Consider the following 24,554-nt stretch of genomic DNA (forward strand, 5'->3'; position numbering starts at 1 on the left):
GTTCCTCGATAGTTTTTAACAGGAGTTTGAAACATGCATGTATTCGTTACCGGTGCCACGGGCTGGGTGGGGTCTGCCGTGGTCCAGGAATTGATGGGGGCCGGCTATCGGGTCACGGGCCTGGCCCGTTCCGAGCACAAGGTCGCAGCGCTGGTCGCGACCGGCGCGAAGGTGGTCCGCGGCACGTTGGAAGACCTCGACGTCCTGCACCAGGCCGCCTCGGCGGCGGATGCGGTGATTCACACCGCGTTCAATCATGACTTCTCGCGGTTTGCCGAGAACGCTGAGCAGGACCGCCATGTCATCGAAGTTCTGGGCAGCGCGCTGCAAGGGTCTGAGCGGCCTTTGCTGGTGACGTCCGGCCTGCTGGGCTTGACCCGGGGCGCGAGCGAGCTGGAAGTGCCCAGCCCGGCTTCGCCGCGTAAGTCCGAAACGGCGGCCCGGGCGCTGGTGGAACGTGGTGTGCGGTGCGCGACCGTGCGCCTGGCACCCTCGGTCCATGGCCTCGGCGACTACGGATTCGTGCCTCTCCTGATTCGCCTGGCCCGGAAGACGGGCGTCTCGGCCTATCTCGGAGACGGCGGCCACTGTTGGTCGGGTGTGCACCGGCTGGACGCCGCCCGGGTCTATCGGCTTGCGCTGGAGCAGGGCGTGACGCAGTCGGTCTACCACGCCGTCGCCGACGAGGCCGTGCCGTTCAAGGCCATTGCCCAGATGATCGGTGGTGGCCTGGGGTTGCCGGTCGAATCCCGGGAGCGCGAGCATTTCGGCTGGTTTGCCCACATGGCAGCGGCGAACATGGCGGTGTCCAGCGAATACACCCGTGCCTTGCTGGGATGGATGCCAAGTGGCCCGGGCCTGTTGGCGGATCTTGAACACCCTGGTTACTACGCTGGATAAGGGGTACCTGTGGCGAGGGAGCTTGCTCCCGCTGGGTTGCGCAGCGACCCCAATATTTTACGGTCGCTGCGCAACCGAGCGGGAGCAAGCTCTCATCAAACAAAATCCATCCCCTTGTTCTCCAAAGCTTTTTAAGCCGCGACCAATCGAACACCCAGCTTTGTAGCCTTACGCTGTAAGGCTCTCAGCTGGCGATCACGGCTTTTGGCCTCGTATTCGTTCATATCCTGCGCCACGTAAGGTTGTCCCTTGGTCAGCATGGCGTAGATCAGGCGGGCCAGTTGGTGAGCCGTAGCCTTAATGGCGCAGGCCGTATCCATGCGAGCCAATCGGGCGCGGTGACTGGCACCGATAAAGCTTTTATCGGTGCGGGCGCTAGAGGCCGCCTGCTTCAACGCTTGTGCCGCCCGGTTAAATACCTTGGGGACATGACCGGGCAAGGGTTTTCCCCGATATTCGGGTTGAGGGCGCTACCCCCATCCAGGAGCTGAAATGTTGCTCAGTCGGAAAACGCGACAAATCAGGTCCGACTTCGCTCGCCAGAACCAAGGCGGATTCGATTCCGATGGTGGGAATCGCGGTCAGGTCCACGCCCATGATTCTCACAAGTGCCTGGTGCAAGCTGGCTTGTTCATCTGCCGAGCGATGCGGGCTACGCAGTGGCTTGGTGGGTTGCGTGGGCTCATGGTTCAGCACTGGAAGTCGATCAAGTGCCTGAGTGATGGTCCGATCACATTCGGCAATCTGCTTCTCAAGGAAATCATGAGCAGCCACCTCCTGAGCCAAAGCATGCAGATGCTCGACTCGCCAGTTACCGTGCAGGCTGCGGGCAATGGTTTGGTGATCGGCCTTGATACGGCCGTCTCGGAAGTTGGCCAAGACTTGAGGGTCACGCTCGCCATCGATGATGGCCTTGATGATTTTCATCCCTGTCACGCCAGCAATATTGCTGATGACATTGGCTAACTGAATGTTCATCTGCGTCAGGGCTTTTTGCATGCGGTTGATGGTCTTGGCTTGATCACGAACCTTCATGGCCCGCTGGCGAACCAATGATCGCATCGAGCAAATATCATCAGCGGGTCGGAAAGCACCTCTGAGTAAGCCATGGGTCATGAGTTGCCAGATCCACTGGCAATCCAGAACATCGGATTTACGTCCGCTTATCTGACGAGTTGCACGGGAATTGACCAGATACACCTCAAAGCCCCTTGAATCGAGAAGCTCGAACAGCGGTATCCAGTAAACGCCAGTGGCCTCCATCGCCACGACCTTGATTTTCAGCGATTCCAACCATTCGGCCAGGCTCACCAAATCCTCAGTGAAGGCCGGAAAACAGCGAACCGGCTTGTCGCTTTGATCGGGATTGACGCCAACCCAGTGCTCGCGGCTGCCGATATCGATACCGGCACAATGAGGGTGAATCACTTCAAATCGTTTCTGCTGCTTCTTGCGCGCCATGACAATTCCTCGCAGGATTGAATGGCGCGCGGGGAACACGGTGGCGAACGGATTCACTCTCTCATACGTGGTCACAGCTTGCTGTGCCTACAACGACTCCACGCCGATACCGTGCCGGCCACTCTCCCTCGCGGGTGCGGACACACCAGTGATAGCTACGGCCTCTTTCCCCGCGCGCACCCAATCTTAAGCCGAGCACTTGTTTGCTGCGCGACAGCGCAGCGTCGGCGACGCGGCGGGGACTCCCTCGCCACAAGGGCTGTGCGGGCCTCTAGCGGGAAATGATCCCGTGGTCGATCGCGTATTTCACCAGGGCCGCGGGTTTGTCGATGTTCAGCTTGCGGCGGATGCTCAGGCGATGGGTTTCGACGGTGCGTACGCTGATGTCCAGTTCGCGGGCCATTTCCTTGTTGTTCAGGCCCTGGACCATTTTCGCCAGCACTTGGCTCTCCCGTGGCGTCAGCTCGTTGTCGCTGTGCCGGTCGGTGGCGAGCCGCTGGGCGATCTCGGCACTGTAGAAGGTGCCGCCGCTGATGATGGCCTCGATGGCCGCGATGATTTCCCGCGATGGCGCGTTCTTGAGCACGTAGCCGCTGGCGCCGGCGCGTACGGATTCGCTCACGTACTCATAATTGTCGTACATGCTGAGGATGAGGATCTTGAGGCTGGGGTATTGTTTGCCCAGTAATCGGGTCAGCTCAAGGCCGTTCTTGTCCTTGAGACCGATGTCCATCAGCAGCAGGTCCGGTTGGCAGCGACCGACCATTTCGATCGCCTGTGCGCCGTTCTCGGCTTCGCCTACCACGTCCAGTTGCGGCATCACCGAGAGCAGGGCCCTGATGCCGTCGCGGACCAAGGAATGGTCGTCGACCAGCGCGACGCGAATCACGGGAGGCAGGGTCATCGGCAAGTGCTCTGGTTGGAGAGGGGGCATCAGCTTTGCGTGACCGAGAGGTTCATGGGCAGCAGGATGTCCAGTTCGCTGCGGCCTGGCACCGACGTCACTTCCAGGCGTCCGCCGAAATGCTCGACCCGTTCGCGGATGTTACGCAGGCCGATGCCGGCATGGCCGCGTTCCACTTGCGGGACGTTGAACCCCATCCCGTCATCGACCACCGTCAGGCGCAGGGACTGGCTGGAGCCGAATAGGCTGATGCCGACGCTTTTCGCCCCGGCATGGCGCTCAATATTGGTCAGGGCCTCTTGGGCAATGCGAAACAGCGAGACGGGGGCGCCATTTTCCAAGCGGCAATCGAATTCGTTGCTGCGGTAGGACACTTCCAGCCCGCTGCGCTGCTGGAATTCGCTGGCGAGCTGGCCGATGGCGGCGGGCAGCCCCAAGGTGTCGAGCAGGGAGGAGCGCAAGTCGTGGGAGATGCTACGGATCTCGCCGATGGCGTCGCCCAGCCGGTCGGTGGCGGTCTTCAGGATACCCAGGCCGTTGTCCTGACCGTTCTCCAACACATGGCTGGCCAGTTCGAACTGGAACTTGATCGACACCAGCACTTGGCTGATGCCGTCATGAAGTTCGCGAGAGACCCGTGAGCGTTCTTCTTCCTGCAGGCTGACGATGCGCTGGTTCAGCCGCTGCAGCTTCTGGTCCGCCAGGCGATGTTCGCTGACGTTCAGGGTCATGCCTCCGGCGAATACCAGCAGGACCGCTACCAATGCGATGGCAGCGATGGCTTGCATGGTGGTGTGGATGCCATGGGCGACTTCGTCACGGGCTTGTTGGGTGGCGCGTTCGACATCCTCCAGGTAGATCCCCGTGCCAAGCGTCCAGCCCCATTTGTCGAGCCTCACGACGTAGGCCAACTTGTCGGTCACCTGGCCGGAGGAGGGCTTGTTCCAGGCGTAGCGCTGGAAACCATCGCCTGACTCGGCGCTCCTGATCAGCGCCTGGATCACCGGCAAGCCCTTGGGGTCCTTCATGTCCCAGAGGTACTGCCCGACCAATTCCGACTGGCGGGCATGCATGAGGCTGCGACCCTGGCGGTCATACACGAAAAAGTAACCGTTGATGCCGAAGCTGAGCTTGCGCAGTTCTTCCAGGACCTGCTGTTGCGCGCGCGCGTCTCCCTGGCCGTCGTCATACAGCGGGGCGATCAGGCTCTGCGCCATCTCGACATAGTTCTTCAGTTCGGCGCGCTTGCTCGCCAGGATGCTGTCTTCGATCAGTTGCGCCTGTTGATCGCCCAATTGGCGGTTGAGCGAGATCACCAGGGCGCAGATGACCGCGATGGCCAGGACCAGCGGCAAGATCCCGAGGGCGACGATTTTGTGTTTGAGCAGCATCTGTACTCCTGTCCGGGCTCGGCGGGGAGGCGAATGGCGGCATCATATGCCAAACCAGCCTGCCCGGCACAAACCTGTGGAGCAAGACATGTGGGAGCAAAGCTTGCTCGCGATGCAGGCGCCGCGGTTTATGGAAAACCGTATCGACGCTATCGCGGGCAAGCCTTGCTCCCACAGGGGGAATTGGGGTTCTACGTAGTACTACGGATTTATTTGTTGACCCGTTGCAGGGATATTGGGTCGGCTCCGAATAGCCGGGGCACACTATAAAAACAATCGCCGCAATCCACTGGATATCGGCAGGAGACACGCAATGACAACCCGTCTGGTTAAACACCTCGCCTGGTTTGCCGTGGCTGTTCTGGGAGCCTGTGCGTTGAGTGTCGTGGCCTTGCGCCGCGGCGAACCCATCAACGCCCTCTGGATCGTCGTCGCCGCCGTGGCCATCTACCTGGTCGCCTACCGCTACTACAGCCTCTTCATCGCCAACAACGTGATGCAACTCGATGCGCGCCGGGCCACCCCCGCCGTGCTCAACAACGATGGCCTGGACTACGTCCCGACCAACAAACACATCCTTTTCGGCCACCACTTTGCGGCCATTGCCGGCGCGGGGCCGTTGGTCGGGCCGGTGCTGGCGGCGCAGATGGGCTACCTGCCCGGCACGCTCTGGCTGATCGCCGGCGTGGTGCTGGCCGGTGCGGTGCAGGACTTCATGGTCCTGTTCCTGTCCACCCGCCGCAACGGTCGCTCCCTGGGCGACATGGTGCGCGAGGAAATGGGCCGCATTCCTGGCACCATCGCGCTGTTCGGCTGCTTCCTGATCATGATCATCATCCTCGCGGTGCTGGCGCTGATCGTGGTCAAGGCCCTGGCCGAGAGCCCGTGGGGCATCTTCACGGTGATGGCGACCATCCCGATCGCGATGTTCATGGGCATCTACATGCGCTACATCCGCCCGGGCCGCATCGGCGAGATCTCGATCATCGGCGTGCTGTTGCTGCTGGGTTCGATCTGGCTGGGCGGGCAGATCGCCGCCGACCCGGTCTGGGCCAAGGCCTTCACCTTCACCGGGATCCAGATCACCTGGATGCTGATCGGCTACGGTTTTGTCGCGGCGGTGCTGCCGGTGTGGCTGATCCTGGCGCCACGGGACTACCTGTCCACGTTCCTCAAGATCGGCACCATCGTCGCCCTGGCGATCGGCATCCTGGTGACCATGCCCGAGCTGAAGATGCCGGCGCTGACCCAGTTCACCGACGGCACCGGGCCGGTGTGGAAGGGCGGGCTGTTCCCGTTCCTGTTCATCACCATTGCCTGCGGCGCGGTCTCGGGCTTCCACGCGCTGATCTCCTCGGGGACCACGCCCAAGCTGCTGGATAACGAAACCAACGCTCGCTACATCGGTTACGGCGGCATGCTCATGGAGTCATTCGTGGCGATCATGGCCATGGTCGCGGCCTCGGTGATCGAGCCGGGCGTGTACTTCGCCATGAACAGCCCGGCGGCGATCGTCGGTACTGATGTGGTGGCAGTGGCCCAGACCGTTAGCAGCTGGGGCTTTGCAATCACCCCCGATGCGCTGCAAGCGGTGGCCAAGGACATCGGCGAGACCACCATCCTGGCCCGTGCCGGCGGTGCGCCGACCCTGGCGGTCGGGATCGCGCAGATCCTGCACTCGGTGCTGCCGGGTGAGAACACCATGGCGTTCTGGTACCACTTCGCGATCCTGTTCGAAGCGCTGTTCATTCTCACCGCCGTGGACGCCGGCACCCGTGCCGGACGGTTCATGCTGCAGGACCTGCTTGGCTCGTTCGTGCCGGCCCTCAAGCGCACCGAATCGTGGACCGCCAACCTGATCGCCACCGCCGGCTGCGTGGCGCTGTGGGGTTATCTGCTGTACCAGGGCGTGATCGATCCGCTGGGCGGCATCAACACCTTGTGGCCGCTGTTCGGCATCTCCAACCAGATGCTGGCAGGGATCGCCCTGATGCTCGCCACCGTGGTACTGATCAAGATGAAGCGCCAGCGCTACGTCTGGGTCACGCTGCTGCCGGCGAGCTGGCTGCTGATCTGCACCACCACCGCGGGCCTGATCAAGCTGTTCGACGCCAACCCGGCGATCGGCTTCCTGGCCCTGGCGCGCAAATACAACGATGCCCTGGCCGCCGGCCAGATCCTGGCCCCGGCCAAGAGCATCGAGCAGATGCAGCACGTGGTGTTCAACGCCTACACCAACGCAACGCTGACGGTGTTGTTCCTGTTCGTGGTCTTCAGCATCCTGTTCTACGCGCTCAAGGTTGGCATCGCCGCCTGGGGCACGAAAGAACGCACGGACAAAGAAGCACCATTCCAGGCCCTGCCGGACGCTTGATAGAGGATTGCAACGATGTTCAATGACTTGAGTCGCCTGGGTAAATACCTCGGTCAGGCCGCGCGCCTGATGGTCGGCATGCCCGACTACGACAACTACGTCGAGCACATGCAAACCAAGCACCCGGACAAGCCGATGATGGACTACGAGGCGTTCTTCCGGGAACGCCAGGAGGCCCGTTACGGCGGCAAGGGTGGGCCCAAGTGCTGTTGACTTGAGCTGAACCCCAACCCCCTTGTGGGAGCGGGCTTGCTCGCGAAGGCGTCGGGTCAGTCGCCATTGATGTGGCTGACACACCGCCTTCGCGAGCAAGCCCGCTCCCACAGTTGTTTTGGGGTGTTCCCAGGATTTGTTGACACCACAAAACTGACAGGCATGGCGATAGCGCCTGGTGCTCCACACAAAATACTTAACCCAGAAGTTTTTAAAGGGTATTTCATTCCAGCCCCACGGACCTGGCTGAATGCCCCGGTCCAGACGCTTGGCAAGAGGCAAAACGCCATGCCTGACTTGGCGAAATCAGGCACATAGGTGGCGCGTTCAGGTAACTAACTCAAGAGGGAAGGCAGGTAACGTGGCGCAACTTTTCACCGCAAGTGCGCACGTTCGCCCAGGGTGGATCAATACAAATCTGATGGTGCCGCTTCCAGGAGGGGCGGAAAAACCGAAACACCGATTGTTCCTGCGCGCGCCTCAATGTTTGATCACAAGAGAATAAGAAAATGACCAGCCCCAGCTTCAAGGATTCGAACGGCCATCTGGCACAGGGCTTCAAGCCTCGTCACGTCACCATGCTGTCCATTGCCGGGATCATCGGTGCGGGTCTGTTCGTGGGATCGGGTCATGCCATTGCCGCCGCCGGCCCGGCCGTCATGCTGGCCTATCTGTTTTCCGGGACGTTGGTGGTCCTGGTCATGCGCATGCTGGGTGAGATGGCGGTCGCCAATCCGGACACTGGCTCCTTCTCCACCTATGCCGACCAGGCCATCGGGCGCTGGGCCGGCTTCACCATCGGGTGGCTTTACTGGTGGTTCTGGGTGCTGGTGATTCCCATCGAAGCGTTGGCCGCCGGTCATGTGCTCAACCAATGGTTTCCCGCCGTCGATGCCTGGCTGTTCGCCTCGGTGTCGATCGTTTTGCTGGCGGTGACGAACCTGTTCAGCGTGTCGAAGTACGGTGAGTTCGAATTCTGGTTCGCCATGGCCAAGGTCGTGGCGATCATTGGTTTTATCTCCCTGGGTTTCGCAGTGCTGATGGGCTGGATTCCCGAGCGCGAAGCCAGCGGCCTGGGCCGGTTGATGGAGGAGCATGGCGGGTTCGCCCCCAACGGCCTGTCGGCGGTAGTGGGCGCGTTCATCACCATCATGTTCAGCTTCATCGGTACGGAGGCGGTGACCATCGCGGCGGCTGAATCCGACAACCCCGCGCAGAACATTGCCAAGGCCACCCGTTCGGTGATCTGGCGCATCGGTGTGTTCTACCTGCTGTCGATCTTCGTGGTCATTTCCGTGGTGCCGTGGAACGATCCACTCCTGGCTTCAGTGGGCTCCTACCAGCGGGCGCTTGAGTTGATGAACATTCCCCACGCCAAATTCCTGGTGGATGTGGTGGTGCTGATTGCCGTGGCCAGTTGCATGAACTCCTCGATCTACATCGCCTCGCGGATGCTGTATTCCCTGGGCCGTCGCGGCGATGCGCCAAAGGCCGTGAAGGTGACGTCCTCGGCCGGTGTGCCACGGTCCGCGGTGATTGCCAGTACCGTGCTGGGCGCGGGTGTCACCTTGTTCAGCTACTTCATGCCCGCCGGCCTGTTCCAGTTCCTGCTCGCCAGCTCCGGTGCCATCGCCTTGCTGGTGTACCTGGTGATCGCCATCTCGCAACTGCGCATGCGCCGGATGCTGCAACGACAGAACATCGAGCTGCCTTTTCGCATGTGGTTGTTTCCCTGGTTGACCTGGTTGGTCATCGTGTTCATCTCGGCGGCGCTGGCGGTCATGATGATCTCGCCCGAGCACCGCAGCGAGGTGAGCACGACCCTGGGCCTGGCGCTGATCATTTCCTTTATCGGCCTGGCGACGTCGCGGCATCCACCCCAGCCCGAGAGCGTCGCTTCCCTCGGCTGATGCTTCATTTTTTACCCTGTTGACGCCACGTTACTGGCGTCAACAAACCCTCTTTTCAGCCCATTCAAGACGCAAAAACCTCAGTCTTGAAGCGCGGCCCTTCCGCCTGTCACCCACTTGCAAACCCAGCCCTGCGAACCGGCACTAACCCGCGGTCGCGTTGTCAGTAATTGGCGTCTGTGGGGATGAGGATCGTCCCTGTTATCGGCATATCAGCTGGATGGTTTTTCTCGAGCACTTTCGGGGAAAAGAGCTTTGCGATGGATTGCGTCCTGGACCGACCCTTTCTCTTGCAGGCGATTTTCCCATGGGGTTTCTACTCGATCCGCGTCATGACATCGATGCTGCCTTGCTGAGCTACCGCCGGGTGTTCTGGGCCCTGGCGCTGTTCAGTGGCGTGATAAATCTGCTGGTGTTGGTGCCGTCGCTGTACATGATGCAGGTCTACGACCGGGTCCTCACCAGCCGTAACGAAACCACCTTGTTCATGCTCACCTTGATGGCCCTGGGACTGTTCATGTTCAGTGCCCTGATCGAGTGGGTGCGCGGCGAGGTGATGATTCGCATGAGCGCGGGGCTGGACGATGCCTTGGGCGAGCGGGTTTTCGACGCCGCCTTCGCCCGCAGCCTGCGGGAACACAACGCTAACCCGGCGCAGGTGCTCACTGACCTGGCGACACTGCGGCAGTTGATCACCGGGCAGGGCCTGATCGCGCTGCTCGACGCGCCCTGGCTGCCGATCTTCCTGCTGGTGGCGTTCATCTTCCATCCCTGGTTCGGCGTGCTGACGCTGGTGCTCGCCCTGGTGCTGATCGGCTTGGCGCTGTGGGGCGAACTGGCGACACGTACGCGCCTGGGCGAAGCCAATCGCCTGGGGGTGCAGTCGTCAATCTATGTCAACAGCACGTTGCACAACGCTGAAGTCATCCAGGCCCTGGGCATGCTCGGGCCGTTGCGCCAGCGCTGGAGCCTGTTGCAGCAGCGCATCATTGCCGCCCAGGCCCATGCCAGCGACCGCGGTGCGCGCATCACCTCGGCGACGCGTTTCGTGCGGATTTCCGGACAATCCCTGGCCCTCGGGCTGGGGGCCTTGCTGGTACTGGAAGGCCAACTGTCGGCGGGCATGATGATTGCGATGTCGCTGTTGCTGGGGCGAGCCCTGGCGCCGGTGGAAATCGCCATCGGCTCGTGGAAGCAATTCAATTCCGGGCGCCAGAGCTACCAGCGCCTGAACCAACTGTTGGCGCAGCACCCTCGTGATCGCTTGCGCATGCCATTGCCGCCGCCCACCGGGGCGGTGCGCCTGGAGCAGTTGTATGTCGGCCCGCCGGGGGCTTCGCAACCGATCCTGCGCGGGATCAATTTCAGCCTCGCCAAGGGCGACGTGCTGGCCGTGGTCGGGCCCAGTGCCAGTGGCAAATCGACCCTGGCCCGCGCCCTGGTCGGGGTCTGGCCGGCCATGGGCGGGTCGGTGCGCCTGGACGATGCCGAGATCAGCCAGTGGTCCCACGACGCCCTGGGCCCGCACCTCGGCTACCTGCCCCAGGACATCGAGTTGTTCGACGGCACGGTCGCCGACAACATCGCCCGTTTCGGTGAGCAGGACGCCGACCAGATCATCGCTGCCGGACGGCATGCCGGTATCCACGAAATGATCCTGCGGTTTCCCAAGGGCTACGACACGCCGCTGGGCCCCGGCGGGCTTGGCTTGTCCGGTGGGCAGAAACAACGCCTGGGCCTGGCGCGCGCGCTCTACGGAAGGCCCTCGCTGATCGTGCTCGATGAACCCAACTCCAATCTCGATGACGCCGGCGAGCTGGCGCTGGTCCAAGCCATCAGTGCCCTCAAGGCGGCCGGCAGCACTGTGGTCTTGATCACGCATCGGCCCAGTGTGCTGGCGGTGGTCGATCACATCCTCGTGTTGAAGGACGGGACTCAACAAGCGTTCGGCCCTCGGGACCGGGTGCTCAAGGCACTGATGCCGGGGCCGCGACCGGCCGCGGTCCGGGAGGCGGGCGGCGATGCGTGATCTGATCCCTGAGGCACAGACCTACAGCGAGCAGGGGCTGAGCGTGCGCGGCACCACGACACTACCCAGCGCTCGGACTGATGCCGGGAATGCGGCGCGTTATGGCGTGGGATTCCTGGTCCTGACGCTGGGCGGTTTCCTGCTCTGGGCCTGCCTGGCGCCACTCGACCAGGGAGTGGTGGGCAGCGGCACCGTGGTGGTGGCGGGGGAGCGCAAGGCGGTGCAGTCGTTGGTCGGCGGAGTGGTGGAAAAGCTGCTGGTGAGCGATGGCGACCGGGTTACCCAGGGGCAATTGCTCGTGCAACTGAACACGGTGCAAGCGCAGTCGCAACTGGACGTGACGCTGGGCAAGCTGCTCAACGATCGCAGCATCGAGGCGCGCCTGATTGCCGAGCGCCTGGGCAGCGCCGAGATCCAATGGCCTGCGCAGCTGCTGGCGCGCGCCGACGAGCCACGAGTGAAGGCGGCCATGGCCTTGCAGAGTCAGTTGTTCATCACACGTCGTGCGGAGCTGGGCAGCCGCTTGCAGATCATCGAGCACGAAGTCGCGGCGTTGCAGCAACAGTTGCTGGGCTACGAAGGCGTCAAGCGCAACTACGACGCGCAGATGCGTTTTCAGCAGCAGGAGCTTGAAGGCCTGCGTGACCTGGCCCGGGAAGGCTACGTTCCGCGCAACAAACTGTTCGAGGCCGAGCGCAACGCGGCCCAGTTGGCGGGGCAGATCGCCTCCGGCGTGGGGGATGTCGGCAGGACCCGCCAGGCGATCAACGAAAGCCGGCTCAAGGCCTTGCAGGCGCAGCAGGAATTTCGCCGCGATGCCGAGACGCAGCTCAGCGAGGTCTCGGCCGAGGCGGCCGGTTATGCCGATCAGATCCGGGCCTTGCAGTTCGAAGTCGACAACGGTGCGATCCGCGCACCGGTGGCCGGGCAGGTAATGGACGTGAGCATTCATACGGTCGGCGGCGTGGCGCAGGCTGGCCAGACCCTGATGCAAGTGGTGCCGCTGGATGCGCCGATGGCGATCACCGCCCGCTTCGAGCCGCTGATGGCCAACAAACTGCGCCCGGGCCTGCCGGTGCACGTGCATTTCACCGCGCTGCAACGGGTGGATACGCCGACGGTCACCGGCACCGTGACGACCGTGTCGGCCGACCAACTGATCGACGAGCAGACGCACCTACCGTACTTCTCCGCCAAGGTCGAGATTCCCGCCGACACCGTGGCCGCGTTGCAAAGCGCCGGCCTGCTGGTGCGCCCCGGCATGCTCGCCGATGTCACGGTGGTGACGGGCGAACGCACCTTGATGAATTACCTGATGAAACCGTTGCGTGAACGCTTGCTGGCAGCCTTCAAGGAGGAATGAGCATGGTCGACCGTTGCCGCTCTTGCGTGCGTGTACTGCTAAGCCTGTGGACCGGTTGGATGGTGCTCAGTCCTGTGTGGGCCGCGGAGAGTGGCTTGAGCCTCACCGCCGCCTACGATGCCTCGCGCCTCAACGATCCGACCGTGCAAGCGGCGGCCCACGCCTTTGAAGCCTCGCGGCATGAGGAGGACATCGGTCGCGGCGGCCTCTATCCGCAAGTCTCGCTGTCCTCGCGTTATGGCTACGGTGGGCGGACCGACGGCGGCGACGACAGCAGTTACGTCAACAGCAATGATTACCAGGCGAACAACGTCACCCTGGCGGCGCAACAACCGCTCTACGACAAGGCCCGCTGGGCGGCGTACCAAGAGGGCAAGGCGCGGGGAAAACTGGGCACCCAGGTGTTCGACGTGGCCGGCCAGACCTTGTATGACCGAGTGGCGAAGGGGTATTTCGACGTCGCCCGGGCCGAGAACGAGATCAAGCTGATCCAGCAGCAGAAGGCGGCGATCCAAGGCTTGGTCATCCAGAGCAAAAAGCTTTATGAGGGCGGCCAGGGGGCGATTACCGATATCGACGAAGCCCAGGCGCGGCTCGACCTGGTGCAGGCCCAGGAAGCCGAAGCCCAGGCCCGTCGCGTGGCGGCATTGCGGGCGTTGTCCGGGCGGGCCAGTGTGCCCATCGATGACATCCTGCCGATGCGCGAGGAACTGGCCGCCGGTAGCCCGATCCCGCCGGAGCAGGACTTGCCATACTGGACCGCGATTGCCCGCCAGGCCAGCCCCGAGCTGGCCGCTCGGCTGGCAGCGGTGAAAGTCGCCGAGGCCCAGGCCGACAGTCAGCGTGCTGGTCATTATCCGACGTTGTCATTGACCACTCAGTTGACCCGCCGTGAAACCCGTCAATACCAGGAACTCGACCCGCGCCAGGACACCTATTATGTGGGCGTGCAGTTGGACATTCCGCTGTACCGCGGCGGGGCGGTACGGGCCTCGGTGGCCAAGGCCGAAGCGCAACTGGCGGGTGCGCAGTCTGACTACGACGTGCAGCGCCAGCAGCTGGCCGAGGACATCGAGGCCGATTACCTGGGCGTCGTCGCCGGGTTCGCCAAGAGCAAGGCCATGCAGCGGGCGGTGGAGTCAAACCAGCGAGCGCTGACCTCGACGGAAAAAGGCTTCCAGGGCGGGGTGCGTTCCACGGTGGATATCCTTGACGCCCAGCAGCGACTGTTCCAGGCCCGCCGGGACCTGCTCAACACCAAGCTCGACATGCTGCAAAGCTATGTGAGCCTGCACACCCACACCGGCCAGATGAACCGCGCAGTGCTGGAGCAGGTGCAAAGCCTGTTCTAGACAAGCCTGGGTTCAAGTTTGCGCATCCCTGTGGTTGCCTGGATTTTCCTGGCACCACAAAACCCCTGTGGGAGCGAGCCTGCTCGCGAAAGCGGTGTGTCAGTCAGCATCCCTGTTGGATGTGCCGACGCCTTCGCGAGCAGGCTCGCTCCCACAGTTTTGATCTGCGGTTGCCCTGGGTTTTTCTGGCACAGCAGGGCTTCCACAGTTTTGATCTGTGGTTGACCTGGATTTTTCAGGCACAGCAGGGCCCCTGTGGTTGACCTGGATTTTTCAGGCACAACACGACTCCTGTGGGAGCGGGCTTGCTCGCGAAAGCGGTGTGTCAGTCAACATCCCTGTTGGATGTACCGACGCCTTCGCGAGCAAGCCCGCTCCCACATTTTTGATCTGCGGTTGTGAGCTGGATTTTCCTGGCATCACAAAGTCCCTGTGGGAGCGAGCCTGCTCGCGAAAGCGGTGGGTCAGCATCCCTGTTGGATGTGCCGGCGCCTTCGCGAGCAGGCTCGCTCCCACATTTTTGATCTGCGGTTGACCTGGATTTTCCTGGCATCACAAAGTCCCTGTGGGAGCGAGCCTGCTCGCGAAAGCGGTGTGTCAGTCAGCATCCCTGTTGGATGTACCGGCGCCTTCGCGAGCAGGCTCGCTCCCACATTTTTGATCTGCGGTTGACCTGGATTTTCCTGGCATCACAAAGTCCCTGTGGGAGCGAGCCTGCTCGCGAAGGCGGTGTGTCAGTCAACATCCCTGTTGGATGTACCGACGCCTTCGCGAACAAGCCCGCTCCCACAGTTTTGATCTGCGGTTGACCTGGATTTTCCTGGCATCACAAAGTCCTGTGGGAGCGGGCTTGCTCGCGAAAGCGGTGTGTCAGTCAACATCCCTGTTGGATGTGCCGGCGCCTTCGCGAGCAAGCCCGCTCCCACATTTTTGATCTGCGGTTGACCTGGATTTTCCTGGCATCACAAAGTCCCTGTGGGAGCGAGCCTGCTCGCGAAAGCGGTGTGTCAGTCAACATCCCTGTTGGATGTGCCGGCGCCTTCGCGAGCAAGCCCGCTCCCACAGTTTGATCTGCGGTTGACCTGGATTTTCCTGGCATCACAAAGTCCCTGTGGGAGCGAGCTTGCTCGCGAAAGCGGTGTGTCAGTCAACATCCCTGTTGGATGTACCGACGCCTTCGCGAACAAGCCCGCTCCCACAGTTTTGATCTGCGGTTGTCTTGGGTTTTTCAGCTCAAGCCCCCCCCGGAGGGGGCTTGGGTCAGGCAGTGAAGTCGCTGGCGTGCAGCTCCTTGACGCCGACCAGTTCGAATTCGAACTCGGGGGTGGCGTCGGCGTTGGTACTGCCGGAGAGGACGCCATCGACGAAGCGCAACTGGCCGGTGGCATTGCTGGCGTCGAAGGCGTTACTGCCGATGAACGTGAAGGCATCGACCCCGGCGTTCAGTGGGTTGGCGTCCAGGTCGGTGAGGTCCAACTTGTCGAACTCGGCACTCTTGAAACCACTGATCACATCGCGCAAAGCCCCGACGCCCATGTCCGACAGCGCACCAAACGCGTAGGTGTCCGCGCCGGTGCCGCCGGTGAGGTTGTCGGTGCCTGCGCCGCCGATCAAGCGGTCATCGCCCGAACCGCCCACCAACGTATCGTTGCCGGCCCCGCCGTCGAGGACGTTTGCCGCACTGTTCCCCGACAGCGTGTCGGCGGAGGCGCTGCCTTCCAGGTTCTCGATGAATTTCAAGGTGTCGAGCCCGGAGCCCACGGTGTTCTGCTGCGCCGACGTCGAGAGGTTGACGGTCACGCCGGACAGTGCCCGTTCATAGCTCGCCGTATCCATGCCATCGCGTCCATCCAGGACATTGTTGCCGGCACTGGCGAACAACGTATTGTCCAAGGCGTTGCCGGTGCCATTGGCGGCGCCGGGGCTATCGACATACAAGTTCTCGACGTTACTGCCCAAGGTGTAGGCCGCCAGGCTGCTGTGCACGCTGTCGATCCCGCCGGTCACTGCGTTGGTGCTGGTCTCGATCACGCTGTCGTCGGCATTGTCGACAAAATACGTGTCGTTGCCATCGCCGCCGCTCATGCTGTCGGCCCCGGCGGCGCCGTCGATCACGTTGTTGGCGACATTGCCAGTGATGAAGTTGCGCCGTTCGTTGCCGGTGCCGTCGATGTCCGACACGCCGGTGAGCACCAGGTTCTCGAGATTGGCCCCCAGCGTCCAACTGACCGAGGCTTGCACCGTATCGATCTGCGCGGTGGAGGTGTTGGTTTCCACCACGCTGTCGAACGCATTGTCGACCACGTAGATGTCGTTGCCATCGCCACCGGTCAAGGTGTCGGCGCCCAAGTCGCCATTCAGGGTGTCGTTGCCCGCACTGCCCACCAGGGTGTCGTCCTGGTCGGTGCCGGCGATCATCCCGCCCTGGTTCTGGCCTTTGTTGAAGATGTCCTGCACGCTGTTATTGTCGTCGGGGTTGCCCTGGAAGCCGAGGTCATTGGCAATGTAGTCCGCCAGGCGTTGGCCGACGATCTCCGCCGATTCCTCGTGCAGGTGCCAGACGTCATCGGGATACACCAGCGGATCGACTTCATAGCGCAACGGCAGGTCGGTGTAGTCCACCGCCAGCTTGACGTCGGCGCGTTCGGCGGCCATGGCCTCCTGGGCGGCGCGGACATAACCGACGCCCTCGACGATGGCGGCGATTTTCTCTTCCGAATAACCCCGGGCCCGGGCCGCGTCCTCTGAGTAATGACCGGTTTCCATCAGGTACACGCTGAAGTTGCCGAACTGGGCATGCAGGTAGTCGAATACCTTCAAGGTCGCGGCCTTGTACGCCGCCGCCGCTGCGGCCTTGTCCGTGGCACGGGCGATTTCCTGGGCGGCTTCTTCACCCTGGCCCCAGATGATGCCCATGGTGACGTTATCGATCGACTGCAGTTCGGTGCGCTGGTCGCGCAGCAATGTCACCGCGCGCAACAGTGCCGCCCCGGGTTGGTTGGTGTCGGTCAACCACCAGCACAGCTTGAGTTCCTCGGCGCTGAGGGTGGACAGGCCGTTGACCGTGCTACCGCCCACCGCGATGTCGATGCCGTTGCCATCGGCATCGTTGAACTGGCTGCGCACGTCGTAGGTGGTGTAGCGGTTGAGGTCGTTGACCAGCATCGAAGTGCCGGATTGATCATCGTCCTCGCTCATGCGCAACAGACGTGCGTTGGATTGACCCAGGGTTGGCAGGTAGAGAATATCCTGCTGGGCGCGCTCGGCGAAGACGAAGTCGTTGGCGGTAAGGGTGTTTAGGTAGTTGCCGTTGAGGGCGATCTCGAAGCGATTGCCATCGGCGTCGGCTTCGGCGGACTTGACGTAGGTCTTGTCGCCGGCGGCGTTGAGAGTCATGTACAAGGTGCTGTTGGTGCCGTCGCCGAGACCAAGAAAACCCAACCCGGAGACGTCGATTTTGTCGACGCCGGCTGTGAAATCGTAAATCGTGTCGGTGGCCGTGACACCGCCGGTGTCGTAGTCGCGGTAGCTGTCGGACAGGTTGCTGTAGCGAAACGTGTCGGCGCCATCACCGCCGTACAGCGAGTCGCGTCCGGCACCGCCATCGACGATATCCGCACCGGTGCCGGCCTTGATCGTGTCGTTGCCGCCAAGCCCGAGGATCAGGTCGGCGCCCGTCGTGCCATTGAGTGTCTCGGCGTTGGCGGTGCCAGTGATGGTGTTGGCGGGCGCATCGGCGACCACCAGGGTGAAGTTGTCGCTGACCGAGGCGCCTGACGGATCGGTGGCCTTGACCAAGACGTCGTAGTTGCCCGCCGCGGTACTGGTGGGCGTGCCGCTGAAGGTCAGGTTGGTGGCATTGAAACTCAGCCAGGCGGGCAGGGCGTTGCCGTTGGCGAGGGTTGCGGTGTAGGTCAGCACATCCTGGTTGGCGTCGCTGAAGCTGTTGCTGGCCACGGTGTATTTGAACGGCGTGCTCTCACTGGCGTTCTGGTCCAGGAGCGGGGTGACCACCACGGGCGCCACATTGGTGGGGGTGCCTTGGTCGGCGAAGACGAAGTGACTGGCCGTCAGGCTGCTGACGAAGTTGCCCGCCATGGAAATCTCGAACCGGTTGCCGTTGGCATCCACCGTCAGGTCCTTGAGGTAGGTGCGGTTGGTCGACGAACTGTAGGTGACCTGCAGGGTACCGTTGAGCCCGTTGCCCAAGCCCGTGTAGCCGAGCGCGGAAACGTCGATCTTGTCGGCGGCCACGTCGAAGTCAAGGATCTGGTCGCTGGCGCTGGTGGAACTGGTGCGATAGCTGTCGAGCTTGGAGGTATAGCGGAACACATCGGCGCCCGTGCCACCGGTGAGCTTGTCGACCCCGGTGCCGCCGACCAGGATATCGTTGCCGGCGCCGCCATTGAGGGTGTCGTTGCCCGCGCCACCGAACAGTTGCTCATTGGCAGCGGTGCCGGTCAGCGTGTCGTTGTTTGGTGTGCCGTTGATCACAATGGCGGCGGGGACGTCCTGCACGGCGAGGGTAAAGCTGTCGCTGACGGTGGCGTTGCTGCCATCGGTCGCGGTGACTTGGATCGAGTAGGTGCCCGATGCCGTATCGGGTGGCGTGCCGTTGAAGGTGCGGGTGGCGGCATCAAAGGTCAGCCAACTGGGCAGGGCGCTGCCATTGGCGAGCCTGGCGGTGTAGCTAAGGCTGTCGTTGTCCGGATCGGTGAAGCTGGTGGCCGGCACCACGTAGTTGAACGGGGTGTTTTCGGTGGCGTTCTGGTCCAGCAACGGCGTGGCCAGCACGGGCGCCTGGTTGGTCGGCGAGGAGGTGGCGAAGACGAAGTTGGCGCTGGTCAGGGTGTTGAGGTAATTACCGTCCAGGGCCACCTCGAAGCGGTTGCCGTTGGCGTCGGCCTCCAGGGATTTGATGTAGGTCTTGGTGCCGGCGCTGTTGAGCACCAGGTACACGGTGTTGTTCCTGCCATCTCCCAGGCCGGTGAAGCCCATGGCCGAGAGATCGATTTTGTCGGCGCTGATGTTGAAGTCAGTGATCAGGTCGCCGAGATTGGCGCCGCCGGTGTTGTAGTTGCGGTAGCTGTCCAGGCGATTGGCGAACACAAAAGTGTCCGCGCCCGTGCCGCCGGTGAGGGTGTCCATGCCGGCACCACCGTCGAGCTTGTCGTCGCCGGCGCCGCCACTGAGGCTGTCGTTGCCCGCCAGGCCGAGCAGGGTGTCGGCCGCATCGCTGCCCAACAGCGAGTCGCTGCCGCTGGTGCCGGTGATCACCCGGTTGAAGATGAAGTTATTGGCGGTCAGGGTGCTGGCGAGGTTGCCCGTGAGGATCAGCTCGAAGCGGTTGCCGCTGGCGTCGGCGTCGAAGTCCTTGATGTAGGTGCGGTTGTTGCTGGCGCTGTAGCTGACTTGCAGGGTGCCGCCGCGACCGTTGCCCAGGCCGGTGAAACCGAGGCCGGCGAGGTCGATCTTGTCCTGGGTGACGTCGAAATCGGTGATGGTGTCATCGAAGCTTGTCGTCGCGTTGCGGTAACTGTCCGACTGCGCGACGAACCGGAACGTATCGGCGCCGGTACCGCCGGTGAGTTTGTCGATGCCCGCGCCGCCTACCAGGATGTCGCTTCCGGCCCCGGCGTTGAGAGTGTCGTTGCCTGCCGCGCCATAGAAAATCTCGCTGGCGCTGGTGCCCGTCAGGATGTCGTTGCCCGCCGTACCTTGCACGGTCGTCATTGGCACCGTGGCGCTGACGTAGCTGCCGTCGCCGTAGACCAGCGTGGCGCCCTTGCTCGTGTGGCTGATGGTGTTGGCGATGATGGCGTTGCGGTCGGTGCCGTCTTCATTGCGCTCGGCGACACCGTAGGTCGACAGGTCGCTGCCGCTGATAATGTTGCCCTGGATGAGGTTGTCGCTGCCGTTGAAATACTTGCCGGACACGCCCAGGGTATCGTCGTAGGACTGGATGATGATTTCCGGTACGGCGCCGCCCAGGGAATTGTTGTTGAGCGTGTTGTCGATGACCTCGACGTGGTTGCTGCCGTAGATGCGGATCCCGGCGCTGGCGTTGTCGTGGATGTCGACGCCGGTGACGGTCACTTCGCTGGAGAGCTTGACCAGCACGCCTTCGGCGCCGTTGCCATACACCTCGCCGCCGGTGATGGTGATGTTGCTGGGGGAGGGGATGTCCTCGCTGCCGCGCTGGACCACGATGCCATTGCCACCGTTGTCGTAGGCGACGTTATTAGTCAGGGTGAAATCGTGGGTGCTGGTGACGACGTTGAAACCGTGGCGGTCGTTGTTGTAGGCAATGTTGTTTTCGAAGGTGCTGTCGCTGAGGAAGTCGGCGACGAAGCCGTCCAGGCCGTTGCCGTGGGACACGCTGTTCTTGATGACCATGTTGACGGTCTGCTCGTGGGGGTCGAAACCGTACCCGGAGCAATCCTTGATCTCGACGCTGTCGAGGGTGACGTTGGAATCGTAGCCTTCTTCGCCGGGGATATAGCCGTTGAACCAGCCATCGACCTTGCCGGTGGTGCTGTCGCGGTTGCCGTCGATGGTGAGGTTGCTCACGCCGAAATCATGGGTTTCTTCACCATAGGCCGAGCGGATGATGCCGGTGATCTTGGTGTCGGAACCATCGGCCAGCTTGACCGTGGTGTCGCCCATGCCGTCGCCGTACAGGTAGACGTTGCTCTTGAGCATCAGGCAGCCATCGGAAGGTTCCTCGCCCCCCGAAACGATGTAGGTGCCGGTCGGCATGTACACCTGGCCTCCGCCGGCCGCGGCCGCCGCATCAATCGCACTTTGGATGGCTGCCGTGTCGTCGGTGATGCCATCTCCTTTGGCGCCAAAATTTTGTACGTTGAAAATCATGAGCTTATCTCCGTATCAGGCTTAAACCTCGGTAGACGCCAACATTCCATCGACGACCTCGGTGTTATGACCCAACGGAACGCAAAAGTTGTGACCGCATATCGGGGAAAGTGTCAAAAAGCTGGAGTAACTGATCAGCGGTATTGCCGGGATGGGCAGGAGTAACGTTTCGTTGACGCTTCAAGGCCGAACGATACCCCCTGTGGGAGCGGGCTTGCTCGCGAAGGCGGCGAATCAGTCGACATCATCGTGACTGACACACCGCTTTCGCGAGCAAGCCCGCTCCCACAGGTTCTCCCCCGCAGGTTCTGTGGTGACTGATGGGAATTTCCTTGATTGGCATCAACCCCTCTTCCAGGACCACGGGATAACCTCGAATAAACCATCGCCCCGTTGAAGAGGGCGACCGAGGACGCTCATGAGTTATCCGCTGCTTCTGACCTTGCACCTGTTTGCCGCGCTGGTGTTCATCGGCACGGTGTTCTTCGAAGTCCTGTTCCTGGAGAGCATCCGCAAGCAACTGCCCGCCAAGGTCATGGTGCTGCTGGAGCAAGGCATCAGCCAACGCGCCCGGCAGTTGATGCCGTGGGTACTGCTGGTGTTGTTCGGCGCGGGCGGCGGCATGGTCTGGTTGCGATACTGGCCGGCGTTGTCGTCGCCGTTGCAATCGTCCTTCGGTGTGCTGCTGGGCCTGAAGATCCTGTTGGCGGGCAGCGTGCTGGGGCATTTCCTCTGGGCGATGTGGTTGTTCCGCAGCGGGCGCATGAACGCCCGCTACGTGCACATCATCCATGTCAGCGTGTTCCTGCACATGGTCGCGATCGTGCTGCTGGCCAAGGCCATGTTCTACGTCACCTGGTAAGCGCTGGTGGCGTGGTTCCAAGGCGCTTGATACAGGTCAAGGTGGCCCGACGGGTTACCCCGCAAACTGCTCGCGCACCGCCACTCGGAGATTGTCATGTTCGACCCGTTCCATACCCTCGGTGAACGACCCTCGGGACGTGCCCCGGTGGTGGCTGATTTCGATTGTCCGGTCGGCACGCGCAGGTTCCATGCCGGTATCGGCTCCCTCGACCTGCTTCGAGGATTACGTACCAGCCGCCAGAAACGACGGCCCCTGTCCCTGGCGGTGCACCTGCCTTCGCGCTTGCGTCTGGCATCGTGTTCGCCCCTGGCCAGCGACTGCCGATGCGGCGAGATCGAGGGCTATCTGCAACGCCTGGCCTATGAAATGGGCTTGGTCGGCTGCCACCTGGGGGCCGGGCGGCGCGTCGAGCAGTTTTGCCTGACGGGCGGCACACCGGTGATCGCGCATCTGCAGAAGCTGATGAGTGACCTGCGCAAACGCTTCGACTTCTGCGAGTTCGACGGTGCTGACCACAGTATCGAGGTGGACCTGCATCACACCGACTGGTCGACCATGGGCCTGATCCGTGACCAGGGTTTCACCCATGTCAGCATCGGCGTGCCCGACATTGGCGTTGACAGCGATCTATCGGTCGATTGCTACCAGAACCCGGCGCCGATCCATTCATTGATCGATGCGGCACGCACGTTTGGTTTTCGCTCCATCAACATCGACTTGGGCTACGGCCACGCCTGGCAGACACCGGACAGTTTCGCCCTGAAACTGGCGACGCTGATCGAACTGGAGCCGGACCGGTTGCACGTTTTCGACTACGCCCGCGCGCCTTATCGTTATCGCTCGAAGAACGCCGGGCTGGCCGGAACCTTTTGCAGCCCCGCCGACAAGGACGCCATGCGGCGCATCTGTTGCGAACAGTTGATCGGTGCCGGTTATCACTACATCGGCCTGGGCCAGTTCGTCAGGGCCGACGATGACCTGGCGGTGGCTCAGGAACATGGACGCTTGCACCGCAATTGCCAGGGTTTTACCCGTCACGGTTGCTGTGATCACGTGGGCTTCGGCTTGTCGGCCATCACGCAGATCGAGCACCTGTACGTACAGAACACCGACGACCTGCTTCTCTATTGCCAGCAACTGGACGCCGGGCAATTACCGGTGTGTCGTGGCTGGCGTTGTGAGGCGCAGGACCAGGTCAGGGCGAGCGTGACCGAACAGCTGTCCTGTGACCTGGAGTTGGATATACAAGCCATCGAGGCGCGCTTCGGCCTGGTGTTTCGCGAGCACTTCGCGTCCGCCTGGCCGTTGCTGGAAGCGTTGCATGACCAGGGATTGATCGAACTGTCGAGCCGATTCATCGGCATCCTGCCCGCCGGGCGATTGAATGTGGACGCGATCTGCAACCTGTTCGACCCGGCACCGGATGACGCAAGCCCACACGCTTTTGAAAAGTTGACCCCCTCATGAAAACTGCCTCCGGTTTCAATCGTGCCCTGGTGGAGAAATACGACCGCCCGGGACCGCGCTACACGTCTTATCCGACGGCCCCGCAGTTCCACCAGGCCTTTGCCATGGACGAATACCGCCAGGCCGCCCAGCGCAGCCACCAGGCGCCACAGCCAAAGCCGTTGTCGGTGTACATCCACATTCCGTTCTGCCAGAGCCTTTGTTATTACTGCGCATGCAACAAGATCATCACCCGCAAGACCCATCGCGCCGCCGAATACCTGACTTACCTCAAGCGTGAAATAGCCTTGCAAGCGGCGTTGTTCGACCGCTCGCGCAAATTGACCCAGCTGCATTTAGGTGGCGGCACGCCGACTTACCTGACCCATGAGCAACTGGCTGACCTGATGGACTGCCTGCACCAGGCGTTCGATATGGACGACAGCGACGCCCACGAGTTTTCCATCGAGGTCGACCCACGGACCATCGATGCAGAGCAGATCCAAGGCCTGCGCCAGCTGGGCTTCAATCGCCTGAGCTTCGGCGTCCAGGACTTCGACGCCCAAGTGCAGATCGCGGTCAATCGGGTGCAAAGCGAAGCCCAGGTCGTCGAGCTGGTGGAGGCCGCGCGCCGGGCGCACTTCAAGTCCGTCAGCGTCGATCTGATCTATGGCCTGCCGTTGCAGACCATCGCCAGTTTCGACGTCACCTTGAGCAAGATCATCGCCCTGCGTCCGGATCGGATCGCGGCCTACAGCTACGCCCACCTGCCGCAACGGGTGCGGGCGCAACGGATGATCCGCCCGCAAGACATGCCACCGCCCGAGCGCAAGCTGGAACTGCTGGAGCTGACCATCAATCGCTTGACCGAAGCGGGCTATGTCTACATCGGCATGGACCACTTCGCCTTGCCGGATGACGAACTGGTGCGCGCTCGCGCCCAGGGGACCCTGCAGCGCAATTTCCAGGGCTACTCAACCCACGCCGATTGCGACCTGATTGGCCTGGGGGTGTCGTCGATCGGCAAGGTGGGTGACAGCTACAACCAGAACGTCAAGGAGCTTTCCCAGTATTACGCCTGGTTGGATCAAGGCCTGCTGCCCGTGCAGCGCGGCTATCGGCTGAGCGACGATGACCGGCTGCGGCGCGAGGTCATCAGCGAACTGATGTGCCATGGGCGCATCGACTTCGGTCGGATCGACCGCGAACACGGCATCCGATTCGGCGAATACTTCGCCGATGCCCTGGACCGGCTCCAGGAGCTGGTGCGCGACGGGTTGCTGGACATCCGTGACGACGAGCTGGTGTTGTTGCCCCAAGGCCAATTGATGATGCGCAACGTCGCCATGGCATTCGACGCGTACCTGGGGGCGGACCAGACGGTCCAGTATTCGCGCACGGTCTGAAGCCCGAACTGCTTTTGTGGCGAGGGAGCTTGCTCCCGCTGGGCTGCGCAGCAGCCCCAAGGAAGCT

The 24,554-nt window shown here is 62.3% G+C and carries 13 protein-coding genes and 1 pseudogene; 10 read left to right on the forward strand and 4 right to left on the reverse strand.

Translation table 11 applies throughout. From position 1 onward, the window contains the following. The first annotated feature begins 33 nt into the window (after nt 1–33). Entirely contained in the window at nt 34–900 is an 867-nt protein-coding gene (locus HU715_RS07000; RefSeq protein ID WP_186707427.1) for an SDR family oxidoreductase, read from the forward strand. Nucleotides 901–1,031: 131 nt separating this feature from the next. Here the strand turns inward: HU715_RS07000 and HU715_RS07005 are convergent. The 3 genes and pseudogenes from HU715_RS07005 to HU715_RS07015 form a co-directional block, all read right to left on the reverse strand. Beyond that, nucleotides 1,032–2,361: pseudogene (locus tag HU715_RS07005) on the reverse strand (IS110 family RNA-guided transposase). 271 nt (nt 2,362–2,632) lie between these two features. Next, complete coding sequence (locus HU715_RS07010) at nt 2,633–3,265, reverse strand: response regulator (protein ID WP_186710874.1); 633 nt, start codon at nt 3,263–3,265, stop codon at nt 2,633–2,635. A gap of 29 nt (nt 3,266–3,294) precedes the next feature. Beyond that, complete coding sequence (locus HU715_RS07015; RefSeq protein WP_186710876.1) at nt 3,295–4,656, reverse strand: cache domain-containing protein; 1,362 nt, start codon at nt 4,654–4,656, stop codon at nt 3,295–3,297. A 313-nt stretch (nt 4,657–4,969) separates the two neighbouring features. Here HU715_RS07015 and HU715_RS07020 point away from each other — a divergent pair, with 313 nt between their 5' ends. The 6 genes from HU715_RS07020 to HU715_RS07045 all read left to right on the forward strand — a co-directional run bounded on the left by HU715_RS07020 (nt 4,970) and on the right by HU715_RS07045 (nt 13,897). Then, nucleotides 4,970–7,030 (forward strand): carbon starvation CstA family protein, encoded by a 2,061-nt coding sequence (locus tag HU715_RS07020; protein ID WP_045156376.1) that lies wholly within the window; start codon nt 4,970–4,972, stop codon nt 7,028–7,030. A 15-nt stretch (nt 7,031–7,045) separates the two neighbouring features. Beyond that, the gene (locus HU715_RS07025) at nt 7,046–7,243 is read left to right on the forward strand and encodes a YbdD/YjiX family protein (protein ID WP_003182142.1); all 198 of its coding nucleotides are present in this window, start codon (nt 7,046–7,048) and stop codon (nt 7,241–7,243) included. A gap of 509 nt (nt 7,244–7,752) precedes the next feature. Beyond that, nucleotides 7,753–9,153, forward strand: coding sequence for an amino acid permease (locus HU715_RS07030; RefSeq protein ID WP_186710285.1), 1,401 nt, complete (start codon nt 7,753–7,755; stop codon nt 9,151–9,153). A 307-nt stretch (nt 9,154–9,460) separates the two neighbouring features. Next, complete coding sequence (locus HU715_RS07035; protein ID WP_186710287.1) at nt 9,461–11,182, forward strand: type I secretion system permease/ATPase; 1,722 nt, start codon at nt 9,461–9,463, stop codon at nt 11,180–11,182. Further along, a complete protein-coding gene (locus tag HU715_RS07040) occupies nt 11,175–12,545 on the forward strand; it encodes an HlyD family type I secretion periplasmic adaptor subunit (protein WP_186710289.1) in 1,371 nt (456 codons plus the stop codon). Before HU715_RS07035 ends, HU715_RS07040 begins: the two co-directional genes overlap by 8 nt. Nucleotides 12,546–12,547: 2 nt before the next feature. Then, nucleotides 12,548–13,897: a TolC family outer membrane protein gene (locus HU715_RS07045; protein ID WP_186710291.1), complete on the forward strand. Its 1,350-nt coding sequence runs from the start codon at nt 12,548–12,550 to the stop codon at nt 13,895–13,897. 1,260 nt (nt 13,898–15,157) lie between these two features. On the opposite strand, the gene HU715_RS07050 is transcribed toward HU715_RS07045, so the two are convergent. Continuing rightward, nucleotides 15,158–20,770 carry a putative Ig domain-containing protein gene (locus HU715_RS07050; RefSeq protein ID WP_186710293.1) on the reverse strand — a complete coding sequence of 1,871 codons (5,613 nt, stop codon included), beginning with the start codon at nt 20,768–20,770 and terminating at the stop codon, nt 15,158–15,160. Between the two features lie 418 nt (nt 20,771–21,188). Between HU715_RS07050 and HU715_RS07055 the strand changes: the two genes are divergently transcribed. From HU715_RS07055 to hemN, 3 genes are all read left to right on the forward strand, one after another. After that, the gene (locus tag HU715_RS07055; protein ID WP_186710294.1) at nt 21,189–21,632 is read left to right on the forward strand and encodes a CopD family copper resistance protein; all 444 of its coding nucleotides are present in this window, start codon (nt 21,189–21,191) and stop codon (nt 21,630–21,632) included. Between the two features lie 96 nt (nt 21,633–21,728). Beyond that, entirely contained in the window at nt 21,729–23,102 is a 1,374-nt protein-coding gene (locus HU715_RS07060) for an oxygen-independent coproporphyrinogen III oxidase (RefSeq protein ID WP_186710295.1), read from the forward strand. Beyond that, complete coding sequence (gene hemN / locus HU715_RS07065; RefSeq protein WP_186710297.1) at nt 23,099–24,487, forward strand: oxygen-independent coproporphyrinogen III oxidase; 1,389 nt, start codon at nt 23,099–23,101, stop codon at nt 24,485–24,487. The genes HU715_RS07060 and hemN overlap by 4 nt, the downstream gene beginning before the upstream one ends. The last annotated feature ends 67 nt before the right edge of the window (nt 24,488–24,554 follow it).

It is taken from the genome of Pseudomonas zanjanensis, from assembly GCF_014268745.2.
Taxonomy (GTDB): domain Bacteria; phylum Pseudomonadota; class Gammaproteobacteria; order Pseudomonadales; family Pseudomonadaceae; genus Aquipseudomonas; species Aquipseudomonas zanjanensis.